Consider the following 17,480-nt stretch of genomic DNA (forward strand, 5'->3'; position numbering starts at 1 on the left):
AGATAGTGCTCGGTGGCTCCCTGTGGGCCACCGAGCTTTGTTGAGCTTCGTCGTGTGGATCAGGGCTATCAGATTTTGTTACCCTATTACGCTTGGCGATAAATAAAAGTGAACAGGCTAAGCCTATGAATCAACAATACCGTCAGGATGCGATTGTCGAGCTGGTTCGTCAGCACGGTTATATGAGCATTGAGCAACTGACTGATCATTTCGCAGTAACGCCTCAAACGATTCGGCGCGATCTCAACACGTTGGCGAATGAGGGCCGAGTGAGGCGGGTGCATGGTGGCGTGGGAATTGAGTCAAGCACCGTTAATACGGCCTACAGCACACGTAAAACACTCCATCTTGAAGAGAAAGAGCGTATTGCTCATTGTCTGGCGCAGCATATTCCTAATCACTCATCGCTGTTTATCAATATTGGTACCAGCAATGAAATCATTGCCCAGGCATTGCTGGAGCATCAAGGGTTGGAAGTGATCACCAACAACCTGAACGTTGCCGCTATTTTGCAGCATAAAGAAGACTTTAACGTCATCATTGCGGGCGGCCAGGTGCGCTCCCGGGATGGCGGCATCATCGGTGAAGCCACCATCGACTTTATTAATCAGTTTAAGGTCGACTACGGCATTATTGGTATCAGCGGTATTGATGAAGATGGCTCTTTGCTGGAGTTCGATTACCAGGAAGTACGTGTGGCCCAGGCGATCATTGCTAATTCGCGGCGCGTGTATCTAGCTGCGGATTACTCCAAGTTCCATCGCAACCCTGTGGTACGCCAAGGGAATCTTTCCCAGCTGGATGCGTTGTTCACTGACCGTAAGCCTCCCGAGTCTATCCAGCAGTTGCTAACCCAATATGATGTGGCGCTCTATATCGCCTAAACGGGTCAAGGCTGCTTTGTAGAGGTATTTTCGTACTTGAGCATCAATAAGGCTTAGCGTAGCCTTATTCATAATAAAGCGAAAATATTCACCTCAAAGCGAACATCTAATGTCCCGTTATCTACTTTCTATTGATCAAGGTACCACCAGCTCCCGTGCCATCTTGTTTAACCGACAAGGGGAAATTGCGGCCGTTGCCCAGCAAGAGTTTACCCAGCACTTTCCCCGTGATGGCTGGATTGAGCATGATCCTGAAGATATTTGGGAATCAGTAGTTGCGACCTGCAAAGAAGTGCTGGTGAAGGCCAGTGTTTCTGCAGGTCAAGTGGCGGGTGTGGGTATTACCAATCAGCGCGAAACCACGCTGTTGTGGGACCGCGCAACAGGTAAGCCACTTTATAACGCGATCGTATGGCAGGATCGGCGAACGTCTGATACCTGCCAAACGCTGCGTGAAGCTGGGCATACCGATAGCGTTCAAGCAAAAACCGGCCTGTTAATTGATCCCTACTTTTCGGCGACGAAACTGGCGTGGTTGCTTGAGAACGTGGAGGGTGCCCGTGAACGCGCTGAGCGTGGCGAGCTGGCATTTGGCACCGTAGATAGCTTTCTGATTTGGCGGCTGACAAACGGTAAGCAGCATGTCACCGATGCCACCAATGCCTCACGTACAGCGCTCTTTAACATACACACCCAGCAATGGGATGAGGATTTGCTGGCGCTGTTCAACATACCCGCCAACCTGCTGCCCAGTGTGAAAGACTCCAGCGATGATTTTGGCATGATGGAGGCAGAGTGGTTAGGGGCTGAGCTACCGATTGCCGGTGTGGCGGGCGATCAGCAGGCAGCGCTAGTAGGGCAGGCATGCTTTACGCCAGGTATGGGTAAAAGCACCTACGGCACCGGCTGCTTTATGATTGTAAACACCGGTGACACGCCCGCGCTTTCGCGTAATCGCTTGTTGACCACCATCGGCTATCGGCTTAACGGTAAGCCTACCTATGCGCTGGAAGGCAGTATTTTTGTCGCAGGTGCAACCGTACAGTGGCTGCGGGATGGCTTGAACCTGTTTGCGGATGCGGCTGAAACCGAGGCGCTTGCCAAGGAGACCCGACTGGGCCATAGCGTCTATTTGGTACCTGCCTTTACGGGGCTTGGGGCGCCGCACTGGGACCCTAAAGCGCGGGGGGCAATCTTTGGCCTGACACGGGACACCGGTATTGCAGAAATCGTTGCGGCAGGCTTGCAGGCAGTCTGTTATCAAACTCGCGATTTACAGCACTGCATGAACGACGATATGGACGCAACACCAAGCAAACTGCGTGTGGATGGCGGCATGGTTAAAAACAGCTGGCTGATGCAGTTTTTGTCCGACATGCTGGATGTTGAGGTGGACCGTCCCACTATTTTAGAAACTACTGCACTGGGAGCAGCGTACCTGGCAGGCTTACGCTTAGGCTGGTATGACTCTTTGGAAGAAATTGAACAGCTCTGGGACTGTGAAAAGAGCTTTATGCCGACCATGGAGGATGCGTCTCGCGAGCAGCTGTACCAAGGCTGGCTGGATGCCGTGTCGCGCGTACGTTCCGGCGAATAAGGCCATCACGTAGCCATCGTAAGGTGGCTGCGTGCACTTCTTGATTCTCTTCTTGTTGTAAGCTTTTAACATGTTTAACCCTGGGCGGCGGCCAATGTAGTCAAGCTACAACGGGGCGTGCGTCCAATGATGCATTGTTGGCTGATCGTTCATGAACCATAGTCAGGGCATGGGATGGAGTGATGCTTCGTTACCCCGACACATCGCACTATGCCTTGCCATATAACCTTTGTGCGTGCATACAGCAGGCGCTAAAGAGCGAAGATTTTATCTGTTTTTTGACCGTTCGCAGTCACCGAACCAGGTGCTTATCCGACCTGGCATGAGTAGCAATGCCACCATACGTATAGGGCGGCTGGCTTTGCCAACGAAAGCCCTTTGTGAGACCGGCAACGGATAACCATACCATGAGGTACTGAATATGAACTGTATTGAACTAAGCCAGCAAGCTAACCAGATTGCCAGTACATTTAGCAAGCAGGACTTGGCTAAACTGGTACTTGCGCTTAAAGATAGCCCGAGGTCGCTTCAATGTGCCGTGGAAGTGATCGATACGCTCGATAGTCGGTCCGGCTGTACGCTGGATGAAGCCTGGGATGAAGTGTTGGAAGGCGACTCGCAGCTACAGGTTGCTAACGAGGAGTAAGGTGTTAAACGCTTAGAGGCTTTGGTGGTGGATGTACACAAAGCTCCCTTAACAGTTTTAAGGGAGCTTTTTTAGCACGATAATTGGGATATGTCCGTTTGGTTATGTGCTTTTAGCAAGCACTAGGCGTCTGCCATTGCTTGTTGAATTGCCTCGCCAGAATTATTTTCGAAGTAGGCATTAAATCGTTCATTGGCCTGGTCACCGAAAAGCATCCGGCAAGCCTCTTTAAGCCCTTCAGAGTGGCGTAGCTGCTCATGACGCACCACAAGCGATATTTTGGCCCGGCGACGCAGGAAGTCTTCTAGTTCAGTGATCATTTCATAATCGCGGGCGTGTTCAAGCTCAACGCGAATATATTCGGTACCTTCAATAAGCAAGGCGGCCTGGTCATGGTCTGCTTCGATTTTTTCAAGCATCGCAAACGCTTTATCCGCGTAGCGGCGCCACAGGCGTTTTGTCAGTAGCTCTGAAGAGGTGCTGGGCGTCATCGCATCAAGGCCGATACGCTCGGCCTGAGCCATAAATTGCTGCTTAATAGAATCAGCAGGTTCGCCGTACCACTGGAACCTGGGGTTGGTTAACGTCACGCCTAGCTGGGTTACCGCATCCGCAATTTCATCACCGACGTTTAAACAGTCGGTGAGCTTGCCACCAAAGATACTGATATGTGCCGTATCGTCATGTGTATCAATAATGTGCTTGCGTGAGAGCTGCAGGAAGTCACGGTCACTGCCCTGGTTGGCCTCGACGGCCAAGGGGCGCACGCCACAGCGTGTTGAAATAATATCGTCAGGTGTCAGGGGCTTCTCAAGCGTTAAGCGCTTGTTAATGTTCTCCAGCACGAAGCTTGCGTCTTCATCGGTCACTACCGCATTAGGGTGGTCCATGTGCGTATCGGTAGTGCCAATACAGGTACGATTGCCCATGGGGATAACAAAGAAAAGCCGCCCATCATCAGCAAAAAACGCCAGTACACGCTTTGACTCTGTTAACTGCGGCACGATTAAGTGGATGCCCTTTGAGTAAAGGTGCTGGTGCGATGTCTGCTGGTTGGTCAGCTTGTTGTGATGGTCTACCCATGGGCCAGCCGCGTTAATCAATACCTTGGCTCGTATCTCAAACGTGCTGCCATCCATGGTGTTGCGGGCTTTCGTTACCCAGACACCATCTTTACGCTCAGCACCCAGCGACTCCACATAGTTGGCGGCTGTCGCGCCGAAATCGAGCGCGTGGCGGATAAAATTAAACACAAACCGGGCATCATTGTCGTGCAGGTAGGCATCCGAATACTCAAAGCCGCCCACCGATGTATCGACATTAATGATCGACTCTTCTTGCTTGATGTTTTTTGGCGAAAGCAGGCGGGGCGTTTTGGTAAAACCATTTCCCATTAACCAGTAAAGCCAGGTGCCTGCCCAAAGATAGCGAGGGGAGTGGCGAAACCCTTTGGTAATCGTGGTGAGAAAACGTATTTCCTCAACCGTGGAAGGGTAACTCTTGATCAGATGATTGCGGCTTTTACAGAGTTTACGCACCAGGCCAAAGTCATTGCTTTCCATATACTTGATGCCCCCCCACACCAAGTTGGAGGAGTGCATGCTGGTGCTGCCTGCAAAGTCGCCACGATCAATCAAGGCGACTTTGGCACCTTTGCCTGCCAGTGCCGCCGCACTGGCCGCGCCATTAATACCGCCACCAATTACCAGCGCGTCAAAGGTGGTACTTGTCAATTGACTAACGTTTTGTTCACGCAGGGTCATGATAGCCTCATTAATGGAAAATTAGGTTTGATAACCAAAGCAAAGCACAGTTATTTTCATTTATGAAGAATATGTGATCGTTTGCGATCTTTCAAGTTTGAAAACGAACATTGAGCGCCTATAAAAAAACCGGCTCCATTGTGGAGCCGGCTTATGGCAATCCTGTTTCCAGGATGTGTTATTCGACGTGGGCTTCCTCAGGATTAATTGGCGCTGCCTGCGTAGCATTATGGTTAATGAGCGTGCCTTTATTCTTTGCGAACGCATCGTAGGCAAAGTCATCGACCGTTAGCATCTCCAGCACGTTCTTTTCGAATTCGCGCATAAAGATCGTTTCTTCTTCACTAATCAGGCCTTTCTCAAACGCTACCTCAACCCGAGCTTCAGGGTGAAGGGCCGTTTGAGGCAGCTCACCTTTGGCGTAGGCTTTGTTAACCGTACGATAAATGGCTTCAGCACGGTCATAATCAACCAGCAGTGCGTTGTAGCGCGCCAATGGGTTGGGTTGTTCGCCGTCGTCGGTATCCCAGGTGTTGGAAAGCAGTTTGGTACGCAACGCAGTGTGGGTGGAAACCCGTTTAGCAATGTCGCGTGCCAAATCGTCATGGGGTTTATCCCAACGGCGGCCGGTTGGCATTACCACGGCGTTAAGCACACGGCCGAGTGCCCGATTAGGCAAATTGTCGAAAATCTCCACAAAGGCTTGCTCTGCACGATGCAGCAGGAAGCGGCAGCTGTAGTGAAGCAGGGCGTCTTCGCCTTCCACTTTGTCACCTGCTTGCCACTGTTTGAGCACCATGGATGCGAGATACAGGTTAGAGAGCACATCACCCAAACGGGCAGAGAGCATTTCGCGTTTTTTCAGCGCGGAACCCAGGCTTGCCATGGCGGCATCCGCACATAGCCCAAAGCCTGCCGAGAGGCGGGCAATATCTTGCGCATAAGCCGCGGCTGGCCCGTCAAACGGCACGCGTTCTTTGCCAAACCCTAGCCCCATGGTGAACGCACGTGCGGCGTTACCAAAAATCAGGCCCGCATGGCTGAAGAAGGCTTTATCAAACGCGTTGATGTCGTTGGCATCCTTGGCGGCCAGCTCTTCCAGCACGTAGGGGTGACAGCGGATCGCCCCTTGACCAAAGATCATCAGGTTGCGCGTCATGATGTTGGCGCCTTCAACGGTAATCGCTACCGGGTTGGCGCTATAGCCAATACCTAAATAGTTACGTGGGCCCAATGTGACCGCTTTACCGCCATGCACATCCATCGCATCGCTTAACAAATCACGTTGAAACTCGGTCAGTTGGCTCTTCAAAATCGCTGAAGGAACCGCCGGTTTCTCACCATGATCAATCAGGTTAGCCGTTTGATAAACGGTTGCCTGGGAGATATAAGCCATCGCTGCCATACGTGCCAGCGGTTCTTGAACGCCTTCCATTTCGGCGACAGGCACGTTGAACTGACGACGAACACGCGTAAAGCCACCGCTCCAGCCCAGTGCGTAGCGGGCGGTGCCGGTCGCGCCGGAGGGCAGCGTGATACAACGACCAATCGATAGGCACTCAACCAGCATGCGCCAGCCTTGGCCAATCATCTCCTGCCCGCCGATGATGGTATCCAGCGGGACAAAGACATCCACGCCTTTAATCGGGCCGTTCATAAACGGGCTGCCGATGGGGTGATGGCGGCGGCCAATGTCCATGCCTTTCGTATCGCGCGGTATAAGTGCCAGAGTGATGCCCCGGTCTTCTTCGTCACCCAACAGCTTTTCAGGGTCGAATAAGCGGAAGGCTAAACCCACAACCGTGGCAATGGGAGCCAGCGTGATCCAGCGTTTTTCAAACGTCAGGCGCAGGCCTAGCGTCTCTTTTCCATTAATAATCTCTTTACACACTACGCCAGTATCAGGCAATGACGTTGCGTCAGAGCCCGCCCGCGGGCCTGTCAGGCCGAAGCAGGGGATTTCGCGGCCATCGGCCAAGCGAGGCAGGTAGTGGTCTTTCTGTTCCTCAGTACCGTATTTAAGCAGCAGCTCGCCCGGGCCGAGGGAGTTGGGCACCCCAACGGTCACCATTAACGTTTCGTTGGCGGAGAGTTTTTGCAGTGCCATGGATTGGGCTTTTGCTGAGAAACCCAGGCCACCGTACTCCTTGGGAATAATCATCCCAAAGAAGCCTTCTTTTTTCAGGTAGTCCCATAACTGCTGGGGCAGGTCGGCACGCTCTTGAGCAATGTCCCATGCGTTACACATGCCAGCCGCTTTAGCGCACTGGATATCGAGAAAAGCCTGTTCATCTTCGCGCAGGCCTCCATCCTTGTAAGCCAGCAGCTTATTCCATTGTGGCTTACCGGAGAAAAGCTCCCCGTCCCAGGAAACGCTACCGGCTTCTAGCGCCGTGCGCTCGGTGGCGGAGACCTTTGGCGCGACCTTTTTGAAAATTTTAAAAATCCGCGGTGTCAGCCACTGTTTACGCACTGCCTCAAGGCCCGTCACAGCAACGACCAGAGCAGCGATTAGCAGCAATACGCCTATAATGGCGGCGTCAAAGAGTAGGCCAACAAGCCCTAATATACCCAACAGTGTCAGGGCTGCTGGGGCGCCTGCTTCGCGGCGCATAACAATCAGCAGGCCAACCACGGCCAGGATAATCAGTAGTAGGGTGAGCATAGAACGTCTCCATGTATTATTAGGCACTGTCCAGTTCTGGTCTGCATTGCGCTTGGCTCAGAACGTTGATGTCTGATCCATCGATGCAGTCTTGCCGTTGTGTGTAACGCTTGAAGTGATGATTAGAACGCAAGCCATAGGCATTCGAACAGGTGTTTGAATATTGGCAGACGTACGCTATCCCGCGCAAGTCGTTACGTCTTTTTATCCTGCTTATTAATAGTAGCTTAGTAAAAAAAAGCCACGGCAGTTAGCCGTGGCGCTTAGATGAACGGGGATTCACGTGTGAAAACGTCATTCACCCATGTTGGGCAGGTACGCTGTTAGCTGCAAAATAGGTAACTTGCGCGCGAGGCAGCGGTTCGTGTCCACGGATGTGGTCGGCAATCTTTTCGGCCAGCATGATGGTTGGCGCATTCAGGTTGCCGGTAGGAATTAGAGGGAACAGTGAGGCGTCAACCACCCTTAAGCCTTCTACGCCATGAACGCGGCCTTGGCCATCTGTCACGGCCAGCGAATCGTCTCCCATACGGCAACTGCCACAGGGGTGATACGCCGTTTCCGCGTTTGCCTTAATAAACTGATCCAGCGCTTCATCGCTTTGTACATCAGGCCCTGGGGAAATTTCACGGCCTCGGTACTTATCGAATGCGGGTTGTTCGATAATGTTGCGCGTTAAGCGAATGGCATCACGGAACTCTTCCCAGTCTTTTTCATGCGACATGTAGTTGAATAAAATACTGGGTGCCGCGTGCGGGTCTTTTGAGGTTAGTCGAATGCGGCCTCGGCTTTTGGAGCGCATCGAGCCCACGTGCGCTTGAAAGCCATGCGCTTGAACCGCGCTTTTGCCATTATAGCTAATCGCGATGGGTAAAAAGTGATACTGCAGGTTGGGCCACTCTTCCTCATCACGGCTGCGAATAAACGCACACGCTTCAAACTGGTTGCTGGCGCCAATGCCCGTACCCTTGAGTAGCCACTCAGCGCCTATCATGGGCTGGTTGTACCATTTTAGAGCGGGGTAGAGCGAGATGGGTTCTTTACATGCGTACTGAATGTACATCTCTAAGTGGTCTTGCAGGTTTTCGCCGACACCCGGCAGGGCATGAACGGTCTTGATGCCTAGCGGCTCTAGCACTTCAGGATGGCCGATGCCCGAGCGCTGCAAAATTTGAGGTGACGCAATAGCACCACCACACAGCAGCACTTCCCGCTTGGCGCGGGCGGTCTGCTGTTGCCCTTTGCGCTCGTAGCGCACACCCACAGCGCGCTTGCCGTCAAACTCAATGATGTCGGTAACGGCGTGGGTTTCTATGGTCAGGTTGGTGCGCTGTTTGGCGGTGTCCAGGTAACCCCGGGCGGTAGAGGCGCGTCGCCCCTTGGGCGTAACGAACCGGTCCATGGGGCCAAAGCCTTCTTGCTGATAGCCGTTAACATCGTCTGTTTCCGGGTAACCTGCCTGTTTGCCTGCTTCAATAAAGATGCGATACAGCGGGTTGTTACCGTTTTTGGGAGTAGTGATGCTGACCGGACCGCTGCCACCGTGGTAGTCATTGGCCCCGGTGTCGCGGGTTTCTGACTTTTTAAAGTAGGGCAGGCAGCTTAAGTAATCCCAATCTTCCAAGCCTGGCTGTTGAGCCCAGTTATCGTAATCCAGTGCATTGCCGCGGATATAGCACATGCCGTTAATCAACGAAGAGCCGCCCAACCCTTTCCCGCGCCCGCACTCCATGCGGCGGCCATCCATATGCGGTTCCGGGTCCGTTTCAAATGCCCAGTTGTAACGCTTTCCCTGAAGTGGAAAGGCGAGGGCTGCTGGCATTTGGGTACGGAAATCAAGTCGGTAATCCGGCCCGCCGGCCTCTAACAAGAGAACGCGGACGTCGCTGTCTTCCGTTAAACGCATAGCCAGCACGCTTCCCGCTGAGCCCGCGCCGATAATAATGTAATCAAATTCATGCGGTTGCGGCATAGTTACACCTTGAGAGAGTAGAATGGCGTGCGTGTTTGCAGTTTCGCTTTAAAACACTGACTCAAAGGGGCCCATCTCGATTTGTACCGACTTGGTTTGGGTATAGTGGTTAAGCGTATCGATACCATTTTCACGGCCAATACCCGACTCTTTATAACCGCCAACCGGCATTTCAGAAGGTGATTCACCCCACGTATTCATCCAGCAAATACCCGCTTCCAACTGATGAATAACGCGATGTGCGCGGTTTAAGCTTTCGCTAAATACGCCGGCTGCCAAGCCATACCGGGTGTCGTTGGCGCGACGAATGACGTCAGCTTCATCATCAAAGGCAAGCACCGACATCACCGGGCCGAAAATTTCTTCCTGCACAATGCGCATATCATCTGTGCAATCGGTAAATACGGTAGGTGCTGCCCAAGCGCCGTTGGCCCAGTCGCTGCTTTTCCACTCATCACCCCCCACCAGCAGGCGGGCGCCTTGCTGTTTACCCAAGGCAATATAGGAAAGCACTTTTGCCTGGTGCTCAAAACTGACCAGAGGACCAAAATTAACGCCAGGGTCCATAGGGTCGCCTGCTTTGATGCGCTTAACACGCTCCACCAGCTTGGCTTCAAATGCGTCTTTCACACTGCGTTCGATAAACACCCGCGTACCGTTGGTGCAAACTTGGCCACTGGAGTAGAAATTGGCCATCATGGCCGCATCGGCGGCGCGGTCCAGGTCCGCATCGGCAAAGATGATCAGCGGTGATTTTCCACCCAGTTCCATCGTGACGTCTTTAAGCGATGAGCTAGCGGCTGCGGCCATCACTTTTTTGCCGGTGCCTGCTTCACCGGTAAACGACACTTTGGCAATGCTCGGGTGTGCCGTCAGCATCGCGCCTACGTCGCCATCGCCTTGCACCACGTTGAAAACACCGTCTGGCAGGCCAGCTTCAGTAAAAATCTCAGCCAGTTTAATTGCGCTCAGCGGTGTTACTTCACTGGGTTTAAAGACAACGGCATTACCTGCCGCCAGCGCTGGCGCGGCTTTCCAACAGGCGATTTGAAGGGGGTAGTTCCACGCACCGATGGCGCCAATGACGCCCAGCGGCTCGCGGCGGGTATACACAAAGGAGCTTTCGCGCAGTGGAATTTGGCTGCCTTGAATAGCCGGGGCCAGCCCTGCGAAGTACTCAATCGCATCAGCGCCCGTCACGATGTCGACACTTGCTGTTTCGCTAATCGGCTTACCGGTGTTGCGGGTCTCGAGCGCTGCCAGCTCGTCATTGCGCTCACGCAGCAACGCAACCGCGCGCTGCATAATACGGGAGCGCTCCATGCCTGTCATGGCAGCCCATTCGCGCTGGCCACGCTGGGCCGCTTCAACGGCTGCGTCAACGTCCTGTTGGCTTGCTTGGCCAAGTGTCGCAAGCAGGCTGCCATCAAATGGGTTAGTAACGGTAAAAGTAGCACCTGACGTGGCAGCGACCGGGCGACCATCAATATAGAGAGGCTGTACATCTTGAGCGGACATGTTGATCTCCTTTATAACCTTAATGAGCAGGTGCTGAGTGTTGATATTTGTGATGGGCCAAGAGTTGATCAAGATAGTGGAGCGCTAGATGGCGGGCTTTGTCGGCATCAAGCCCTTCGGGTGTTAATGCACCGCGTAGCCATAAACCATCAATCATGGCGGCCAACCCACGGGCTGCATTGCGTGCCTCAACGTGGGGGAGCACGCGTCGAAACTGACAACATAAATTGGCGTAAAGGCGTCTGTCGTTCACATTTTGCAGGCGCTGAAGCATCGGCTTGTGCATGCTGCTGGCCCAAAAGGCAAGCCATGTTTTAGCCGCAGGGCCGGTCACTTGAGTGCGATCGAAGTTGCCTTCGATAATCGCGCTGATGTGCGCTTTAGGTGAGTCATCGTTCAACGCCCTGCGTCGCGCCGAAATAGCGTCACTAAGGTCAGTCAAGATCTGGCGCATAGTGGCTTCAAGAAGGCCATCTTTCCCGCCAAAGTAGTGACTGATGATGCCTGCAGAGACGCCCGCGTGACGGGCAATCCGCATAATGGTTGCTTCTGCCAATCCCACTTCGTCAATGGCCGCCATGGTGGCGTTGATTAACTGCTGGCGGCGTATCGGTTCCATTCCCAGCTTTGGCACAGCTGTCTCCTGATGACGTTGAATGCCTAACTTGAAACATGCGGTTAGTCATGATTACCTGTATATCTTAGTAGTTGTTTATTGAACGTTCAATCAATAAACGCTGGTGCATGTTGCTGCGCTTGGCGTTAAAGGAATAAACATGCCCATTTACGTAAAATAGAAGGGGAGTTGTAATGAAACGTGTCCAGGTGGTGGGATTAAGCGCATTGGTGTTGGGGGCTGCTATGCCCATGATGGCCCAAGCCGATGAGTGTTCGCGTGTGCGTTTTGCCGAAGTGGGCTGGACCGATATTACCGCGACGACGGCGCTGGCCAGCGAAGTACTGGAGGCGCTAGGCTATACGCCAACCGTCGATACGGTGTCAGTGCCGATTGCCTATGCGGGTATGCGTAACAATGATTTTGATGTCTTTTTAGGCAACTGGATGCCCTCTATGGCGTCCATCAGCGACCCGTATATTGAGAGTGGCGATGTTGAGCGGTTAGTTGTCAATTTAGAAGGCGCCAAATACACGCTGGCCGTACCGCAATACGTGTACGATGCAGGTGTTACTTCTGTGAATGATTTAGCGGCTCACGCTGATCAATTTAACCATCGCGTGCATGGCATCGAGGCGGGTAACGATGGCAATGAGCTTATCCAGCAAATGATTGATGATAATGCCTACGACCTGGGCGATTGGCAGGTGGTGGATTCCAGTGAAGCAGGCATGCTGTCAGAGCTGACAACACGCGTCCCCAATGAAGAGTGGATGGTCTTTCTGGGGTGGGAGCCGCACCCCATGAATACCAACTTTGATATGGCCTACTTATCCGATGCGGATGATTACTTTGGGCCTGATTTGGGTGGCGCCACGGTGCACACCAATACGCGCGCCGGGTTTGTCGAAGCGTGCCCGAACGTGGGTACACTACTTGGCAATATGACGTTTACGCTGGAAATGGAAAACCAGTTAATGGGCGCCATTATGAATGAGGGTGTCGGCCCTCGCGTTGCCGCCAATCGTTATTTAAAAGAGCACGACGATTTATTAGCCGCGTGGCTTGAGGGTGTGACAACCCTGGATGGCGAGCCTGCACTGCCAGCAGTTCAGGCCGCTCTGTAAATCTGTCATTGTCTCATTGAAAGGTAAGCCTGTTTTCGGCTTGCCTTTTGTTTCGAGAATAGGCATAATCTGCACCCGCTGATGTCGGAAAGGCTACGTAGCTCAGCTGGTTAGAGCACATCACTCATAATGATGGGGTCCCCTGTTCAAATCAGGGCGTAGCCACCAAATCAGCGCCGCAGTACATGGATATTCAAGTGTATTGCTATGGTGGCCCCTTAGGTCCTCCCGCAACGCTATACTGCAAACCCCGCCAGGCCCGGAAGGGAGCAACGGTAGTGGTGGCTGCGTGTGCCGGGATGTGGCTTTTGGGGCCGCCTCCATTTCTGTCGTTTCCAGCCTGTTGTGACATAAATTCCAGCCAAAATGACATAATTTGCGGTTTATCGTGACATAACCTGTTTTTGTAGTAATCCTACGAAATGGGGTGTTGTCATGTTTAGCGCAAGCTCCGTCACCCTCGTGTTAAAAATCTCTACAAATTTGCTGGTTTTAAAACAAGCTGTACTCGCATTGTTGAGTCTTCCTTGACGGGTTGTGATCAGCACGCGTGCTATGACTACTGGGAACATGGCGATTAAGCAACTAAGCGAGTAGCGCCGTTATCTTATGCGATGGCATGCATTTTCTTATATCCATCCAAGGCTTTGAAGAACTCAGTAGCGGTGATGCCTAAGGCCAATGTGTGCTTGGGCTCAGGTAGCGAATAAATCATTGGTCTGTTAGCGACAAGCACGTCATTGTGCATGGACTCACGACGACTAGATGAATTGTTTTAGCATTGGTAACCCCTGCCTGAGAGGTTTCTCCATGAAAAGCACCCCAGTTAGAGATAAGCCAGCCCCTTGGCGCGCCACTCAGGTCAACTGACTATTCGTAGCCGTTGTCTCGGTGAGAGGGGGCTAGAGCATAAGAGTGAGTGGAACCCCCAGGGAGGCGCCGGCAGAGGCTAGCTGCCTGGGCGCATTACTTCATGAGAGGCATTGCCAGGGTTTTCCTGCATGACGTTTTTCTACATAACAACGCTTCGAGCAGCAAGCCATTTCGCTTTGCAGCCAGTCTTCAGTGCCCAAGCGAGAACAATGATAAATCAATCACTACAATAAGGAGATACAGCGTATGGGCTTATTAAATAAACGGGCCTCGTCGACGTACGACGACAGCGACATGCAGACGGATTATGTTGTAGGGCAGGACAACATCCAGGGAAGTATGGGGCCCATCGGTTTTGACATTCATAACCGCGTCTTTGTCCTGTCCGCACTCGCCTCGTTGATTTTCATTGTGTTGACCCTGATGTTCCCGGCGCAGGCAGGGGAGCTGTTCCAATCTATCGTTGGCTTCTCGACGCGCACGCTGGACGGGTACTTCATGATTCTGGTGGATTTTTTCATTGTCTTCTGTCTGGCGCTGATTGTGCTTCCCCATGGCAAAGTGAGGCTAGGCGGCCCGGATGCCCGGCCGGAACACAGCTACCTGTCGTGGTTCGCTTTGTTGTTCACGGCGGGTATCGGGATCGCCTTGCTGTTCTTCAGCGTGCTGGAACCGGTTTATCATGCAAATGTGTCTTCGCCCTTAGGCACTCCTTCGCCCTTTGGTGCCGACGGTGCGCTAAATATGGCCGCGGTTGACGAAGCCTCGGCCATGGGGCTGGCGGGGACGTTTCTGCACTGGGGACTGCACGGCTGGGCCGTATACGCGGTGATGGCGCTTGCCCTCGCGATCTTCAGCTATAACAAGAAACTGCCGTTTTCTATTCGCTCGATCTTCTTTCCTATCCTGGGGGATCGCGTATGGGGTTGGTGGGGGCACTGGATCGATATCCTGGCGGTGTTTTCCACCTTGTTCGGCTTGGCCACGGCACTGGGCCTGGGCGCGCAGCAGGCCAACGCGGGACTGAATTTTGTTTTCGGTATGGCCATCAATACCACGACACAGGTCATCATCATTGCACTTGTCACTGCGGTGGCGCTGGTATCGGTGTGGCGCGGCCTGGAAGGGGGCGTAAAGCGACTCTCCGAGATCAACATGATCGCGGCCGTGATGTTCTTCTTCTTTGTGCTGTTCGCTGGCCCGACCCTGATGGCGATCAGCGGCATGTGGACGGGAATCACCCATTATGTGACGGAGCTCATTCCGCTCTCGGCGCCCTTTGGCCGTGAAGATGACGCTTATCGTCAAGACTGGTCGGTGTTTTACTGGGCGTGGTGGGTCAGCTGGGCGCCTTTTGTCGGCATGTTTGTCGCGCGCGTGTCCAAGGGTCGTACGGTGCGTGAATTTCTGCTCTGCGTGCTGATCGTGCCAAGCCTTTTTATCTTTATCTGGATGGGGGTATTCGGCAGCATTGCACTGGATCAGCTTTATACCAATCCCGCCGCCAGTCTGGTCAAGGAGTACGTGATCGATAGCTACCGTCCCGAACTAGCCCTATTCGGCATGCTCAATGAGCTACCGCTGACGGGTTTGATGTCGAGCCTGGGGATCATTCTGGCGCTCACCTTCTTCGTGACGTCATCGGATTCCGGCTCTCTGGTGATCGATACCATCACCGCCGGCGGCAAGATCGAAGCGCCTCGGCCTCAGCGTATGTTCTGGGCGACGGTAGAGGGGTTGATTGCCATCGTGTTACTGATCGGTGGTGGGTTGTCGGCGCTTCAAGCGGGTGTCACGGCGACGGCTATCCCATTTTCCATCTTGATGCTGCTGATGTGCTACTGCATCATCCGAGCGCTGAACGGCGAGCTGCGCCGCATGCGCAACGGAAAGTGACGTGAAGTCCCTTTGCCGGACGCGACGTCCGGCAAAGAGAAGTTTTACTGTCCCGCACGAAAAAAAAACGCCTGTACCCCAACAGGTACGGGCGTCCGCGTTGCTTGTGTAACCCCCCCCCCCCGAAAACCCGATTCAGCTCAGATGAGGTGAGTCGCCATGAGCTTACTCGCCGCGAGGGTAGCGCTGGGCTTCTTCGACTTCGTTCAGATCCATGTGGTTACGCATGTAACGCTCGCAAGCGTCCTGCAGCGGCTGATAGTCCCACGGATAGTAGTGGCCATTACGCAGGGCTTCGTAGACGATCAGACGCTGTGCCTGGGAGGCGCGCACGTCGGCATCGAAGGCTTTCATGTCCCACTGCTTGTGTACCTTGGCCTGATAGTCGGCCACCACCTCGGCGTAGTCGGGATGCACCGCCAGGTTGTGCTGCTCCAGCGGGTCGGCCTCCAGGTCGAATAGCTGCGGTGGGTCAATCTCGCAATAGTTGAATTTCCACTTGCCCTCGCGGATGGTCACAATTGGAGAATAGCTGGCCTCGGCGGCGTATTCCATGTACACCGGCGCATCGCGCTTCTCACCTCTGGTCAAGGGGAGCAGCGACTGGCCATCGGTATAGGGCGCGATCGAGGAAAGGTCGATGCCGACCAGGTCGGCGATGGTGGTGTTGATATCGATGATCGATACGGGATCCTCAACGCTGCGCGGTTCGATCCCTGGTGCAGACAGCATCAGTGGTACCCGCGACGAGCCTTCATAGGGGCTCATCTTGAACCACAGGCCCTTTTCGCCAAGCATATCGCCGTGGTCGGCACAGACCACGATAATCGTGTTGTCGAGCATGCGGGTGCGTTCGAGCACGTCTAGAATGCCGCCGATCTTGTCGTCGACATAGGAGATGTTGGCGAAATAGCCTTGGCGAGCATTGCGCACGTCCTGGGGCTGGATATTGAACTTGGTGTAATCGTTGGCTTCGAAGATCCGCTGGGAGTGCGGATCCAGCTCATCGAAGGGTACGGGCCCTTGCTGGGGCTCAAGATACTCGCAGTCGTTATATAAATCCCAGTATTGGCGACGTGCTACATAGGGGTCGTGCGGGTGAGTGAAACTGACGCACAGCGCCCAAGGCCGCTCGTCGTGACCACGCGACAGGTCATATAGCCGCTGCTCGGCGTGAAACGCGACTTCGTCGTCGTATTCCATCTGATTGGAAATTTCAGCAACGCCAGCGCCTGTCACCGACCCCAGGTTGTGGTACCACCAGTCGATACGTTCCCCGGGCTTGGTGTAGTCAGGTGTCCAGCCGAAATCAGCCGGGTAGACATCGGTGGTTAAGCGTTTCTCGAAACCGTGGAGCTGATCTGGGCCGACGAAGTGCATCTTTCCCGACAAGCAGGTGGAATAACCTGCGCGACGCAAATGATGCGCCCATGTCGGCACGCTTGAAGGAAATTCCGCTGCGTTGTCATATACCCCGGTGCGGCTCGGCAACTGGCTCGACATGAAGGCGGCCCGCCCCGGTGCGCAAAGATAGCTAGGTGTATAGGCATTGTTGAAATTGACCGAGCGTTTGGCCAGTTTCTTGAGGTTAGGCGCATGCAAGAAATCGGCGGGGCCATCCTTGAACAGTGTACCGTTGAGTTGGTCGGCCATTAACACCAGTACATTAGGTCTAGCCATATAGAAATCTCCCTGGCGAGTATTGTTGATATTTGAAGCTGCCAATAGGCGCGACTTCAATCCCTTACAATGACGTGCCGGGAAGTAGTAAACCAATGATTTATTTGCCCCCTAAGCCCAAACTCACATTGGTCTTAGGTATAAACGACGATTTAGTGGATAGTGCCTGTTACCGCCATCAACCTGGTTCTACTGTGCCCTATATTAATGCTACTGCTGTGTGATAATCATACGGCCTACCTG

The 17,480-nt window shown here is 53.5% G+C and carries 11 protein-coding genes, 1 tRNA gene and 1 other RNA gene; 7 read left to right on the top strand and 6 right to left on the bottom strand.

Translation table 11 applies throughout. The features are described 5' to 3' along the window. Positions 1 to 125: 125 nt before the first annotated feature. The 3 genes from ACT3T6_RS14720 to ACT3T6_RS14730 all read left to right on the top strand — a co-directional run bounded on the left by ACT3T6_RS14720 (position 126) and on the right by ACT3T6_RS14730 (position 3,127). Positions 126 to 884, top strand: coding sequence for a DeoR/GlpR family transcriptional regulator (locus tag ACT3T6_RS14720; RefSeq protein WP_087105625.1), 759 nt, complete (start codon positions 126 to 128; stop codon positions 882 to 884). 109 nt (positions 885 to 993) lie between these two features. After that, positions 994 to 2,481: a glycerol kinase GlpK gene (gene glpK / locus ACT3T6_RS14725; RefSeq protein WP_193054383.1), complete on the top strand. Its 1,488-nt coding sequence runs from the start codon at positions 994 to 996 to the stop codon at positions 2,479 to 2,481. A gap of 421 nt (positions 2,482 to 2,902) precedes the next feature. Next, positions 2,903 to 3,127, top strand: coding sequence for a hypothetical protein (locus ACT3T6_RS14730; protein WP_193054382.1), 225 nt, complete (start codon positions 2,903 to 2,905; stop codon positions 3,125 to 3,127). 122 nt (positions 3,128 to 3,249) lie between these two features. Here the strand turns inward: ACT3T6_RS14730 and ACT3T6_RS14735 are convergent, their stop codons facing one another. From ACT3T6_RS14735 to betI, 5 genes are all read right to left on the bottom strand, one after another. Next, positions 3,250 to 4,890 carry a glycerol-3-phosphate dehydrogenase/oxidase gene (locus ACT3T6_RS14735; protein WP_193054381.1) on the bottom strand — a complete coding sequence of 547 codons (1,641 nt, stop codon included), beginning with the start codon at positions 4,888 to 4,890 and terminating at the stop codon, positions 3,250 to 3,252. A 178-nt stretch (positions 4,891 to 5,068) separates the two neighbouring features. Then, positions 5,069 to 7,555, bottom strand: coding sequence for an acyl-CoA dehydrogenase (locus tag ACT3T6_RS14740; protein ID WP_193054380.1), 2,487 nt, complete (start codon positions 7,553 to 7,555; stop codon positions 5,069 to 5,071). Positions 7,556 to 7,853: 298 nt separating this feature from the next. After that, complete coding sequence (betA, locus tag ACT3T6_RS14745) at positions 7,854 to 9,527, bottom strand: choline dehydrogenase (RefSeq protein ID WP_193054379.1); 1,674 nt, start codon at positions 9,525 to 9,527, stop codon at positions 7,854 to 7,856. A 48-nt stretch (positions 9,528 to 9,575) separates the two neighbouring features. After that, positions 9,576 to 11,045: a betaine-aldehyde dehydrogenase gene (betB, locus tag ACT3T6_RS14750; RefSeq protein WP_193054378.1), complete on the bottom strand. Its 1,470-nt coding sequence runs from the start codon at positions 11,043 to 11,045 to the stop codon at positions 9,576 to 9,578. Between the two features lie 19 nt (positions 11,046 to 11,064). Beyond that, positions 11,065 to 11,679 carry a transcriptional regulator BetI gene (gene betI, locus ACT3T6_RS14755; protein ID WP_193054377.1) on the bottom strand — a complete coding sequence of 205 codons (615 nt, stop codon included), beginning with the start codon at positions 11,677 to 11,679 and terminating at the stop codon, positions 11,065 to 11,067. Between the two features lie 176 nt (positions 11,680 to 11,855). Between betI and ACT3T6_RS14760 the strand changes: the two genes are divergently transcribed. From ACT3T6_RS14760 to ACT3T6_RS14775, 4 genes are all read left to right on the top strand, one after another. Then, complete coding sequence (locus tag ACT3T6_RS14760) at positions 11,856 to 12,788, top strand: choline ABC transporter substrate-binding protein (RefSeq protein WP_193054376.1); 933 nt, start codon at positions 11,856 to 11,858, stop codon at positions 12,786 to 12,788. A 91-nt stretch (positions 12,789 to 12,879) separates the two neighbouring features. Next, positions 12,880 to 12,956, top strand: a tRNA-Met gene (locus tag ACT3T6_RS14765). 49 nt (positions 12,957 to 13,005) lie between these two features. Continuing rightward, positions 13,006 to 13,102: signal recognition particle sRNA small type (gene ffs / locus ACT3T6_RS14770), an RNA gene on the top strand. An 805-nt stretch (positions 13,103 to 13,907) separates the two neighbouring features. Continuing rightward, entirely contained in the window at positions 13,908 to 15,557 is a 1,650-nt protein-coding gene (locus ACT3T6_RS14775) for a BCCT family transporter (protein ID WP_226913569.1), read from the top strand. Positions 15,558 to 15,722: 165 nt separating this feature from the next. Here the strand turns inward: ACT3T6_RS14775 and betC are convergent, their stop codons facing one another. After that, positions 15,723 to 17,237: a choline-sulfatase gene (betC, locus tag ACT3T6_RS14780; RefSeq protein WP_193054375.1), complete on the bottom strand. Its 1,515-nt coding sequence runs from the start codon at positions 17,235 to 17,237 to the stop codon at positions 15,723 to 15,725. Positions 17,238 to 17,480 lie beyond the last annotated feature (243 nt).

The sequence above is a fragment of the Halomonas sp. 72 genome, assembly GCF_052379785.1.
GTDB classification, from domain to species: Bacteria; Pseudomonadota; Gammaproteobacteria; order Pseudomonadales; family Halomonadaceae; genus Vreelandella; species Vreelandella citrativorans.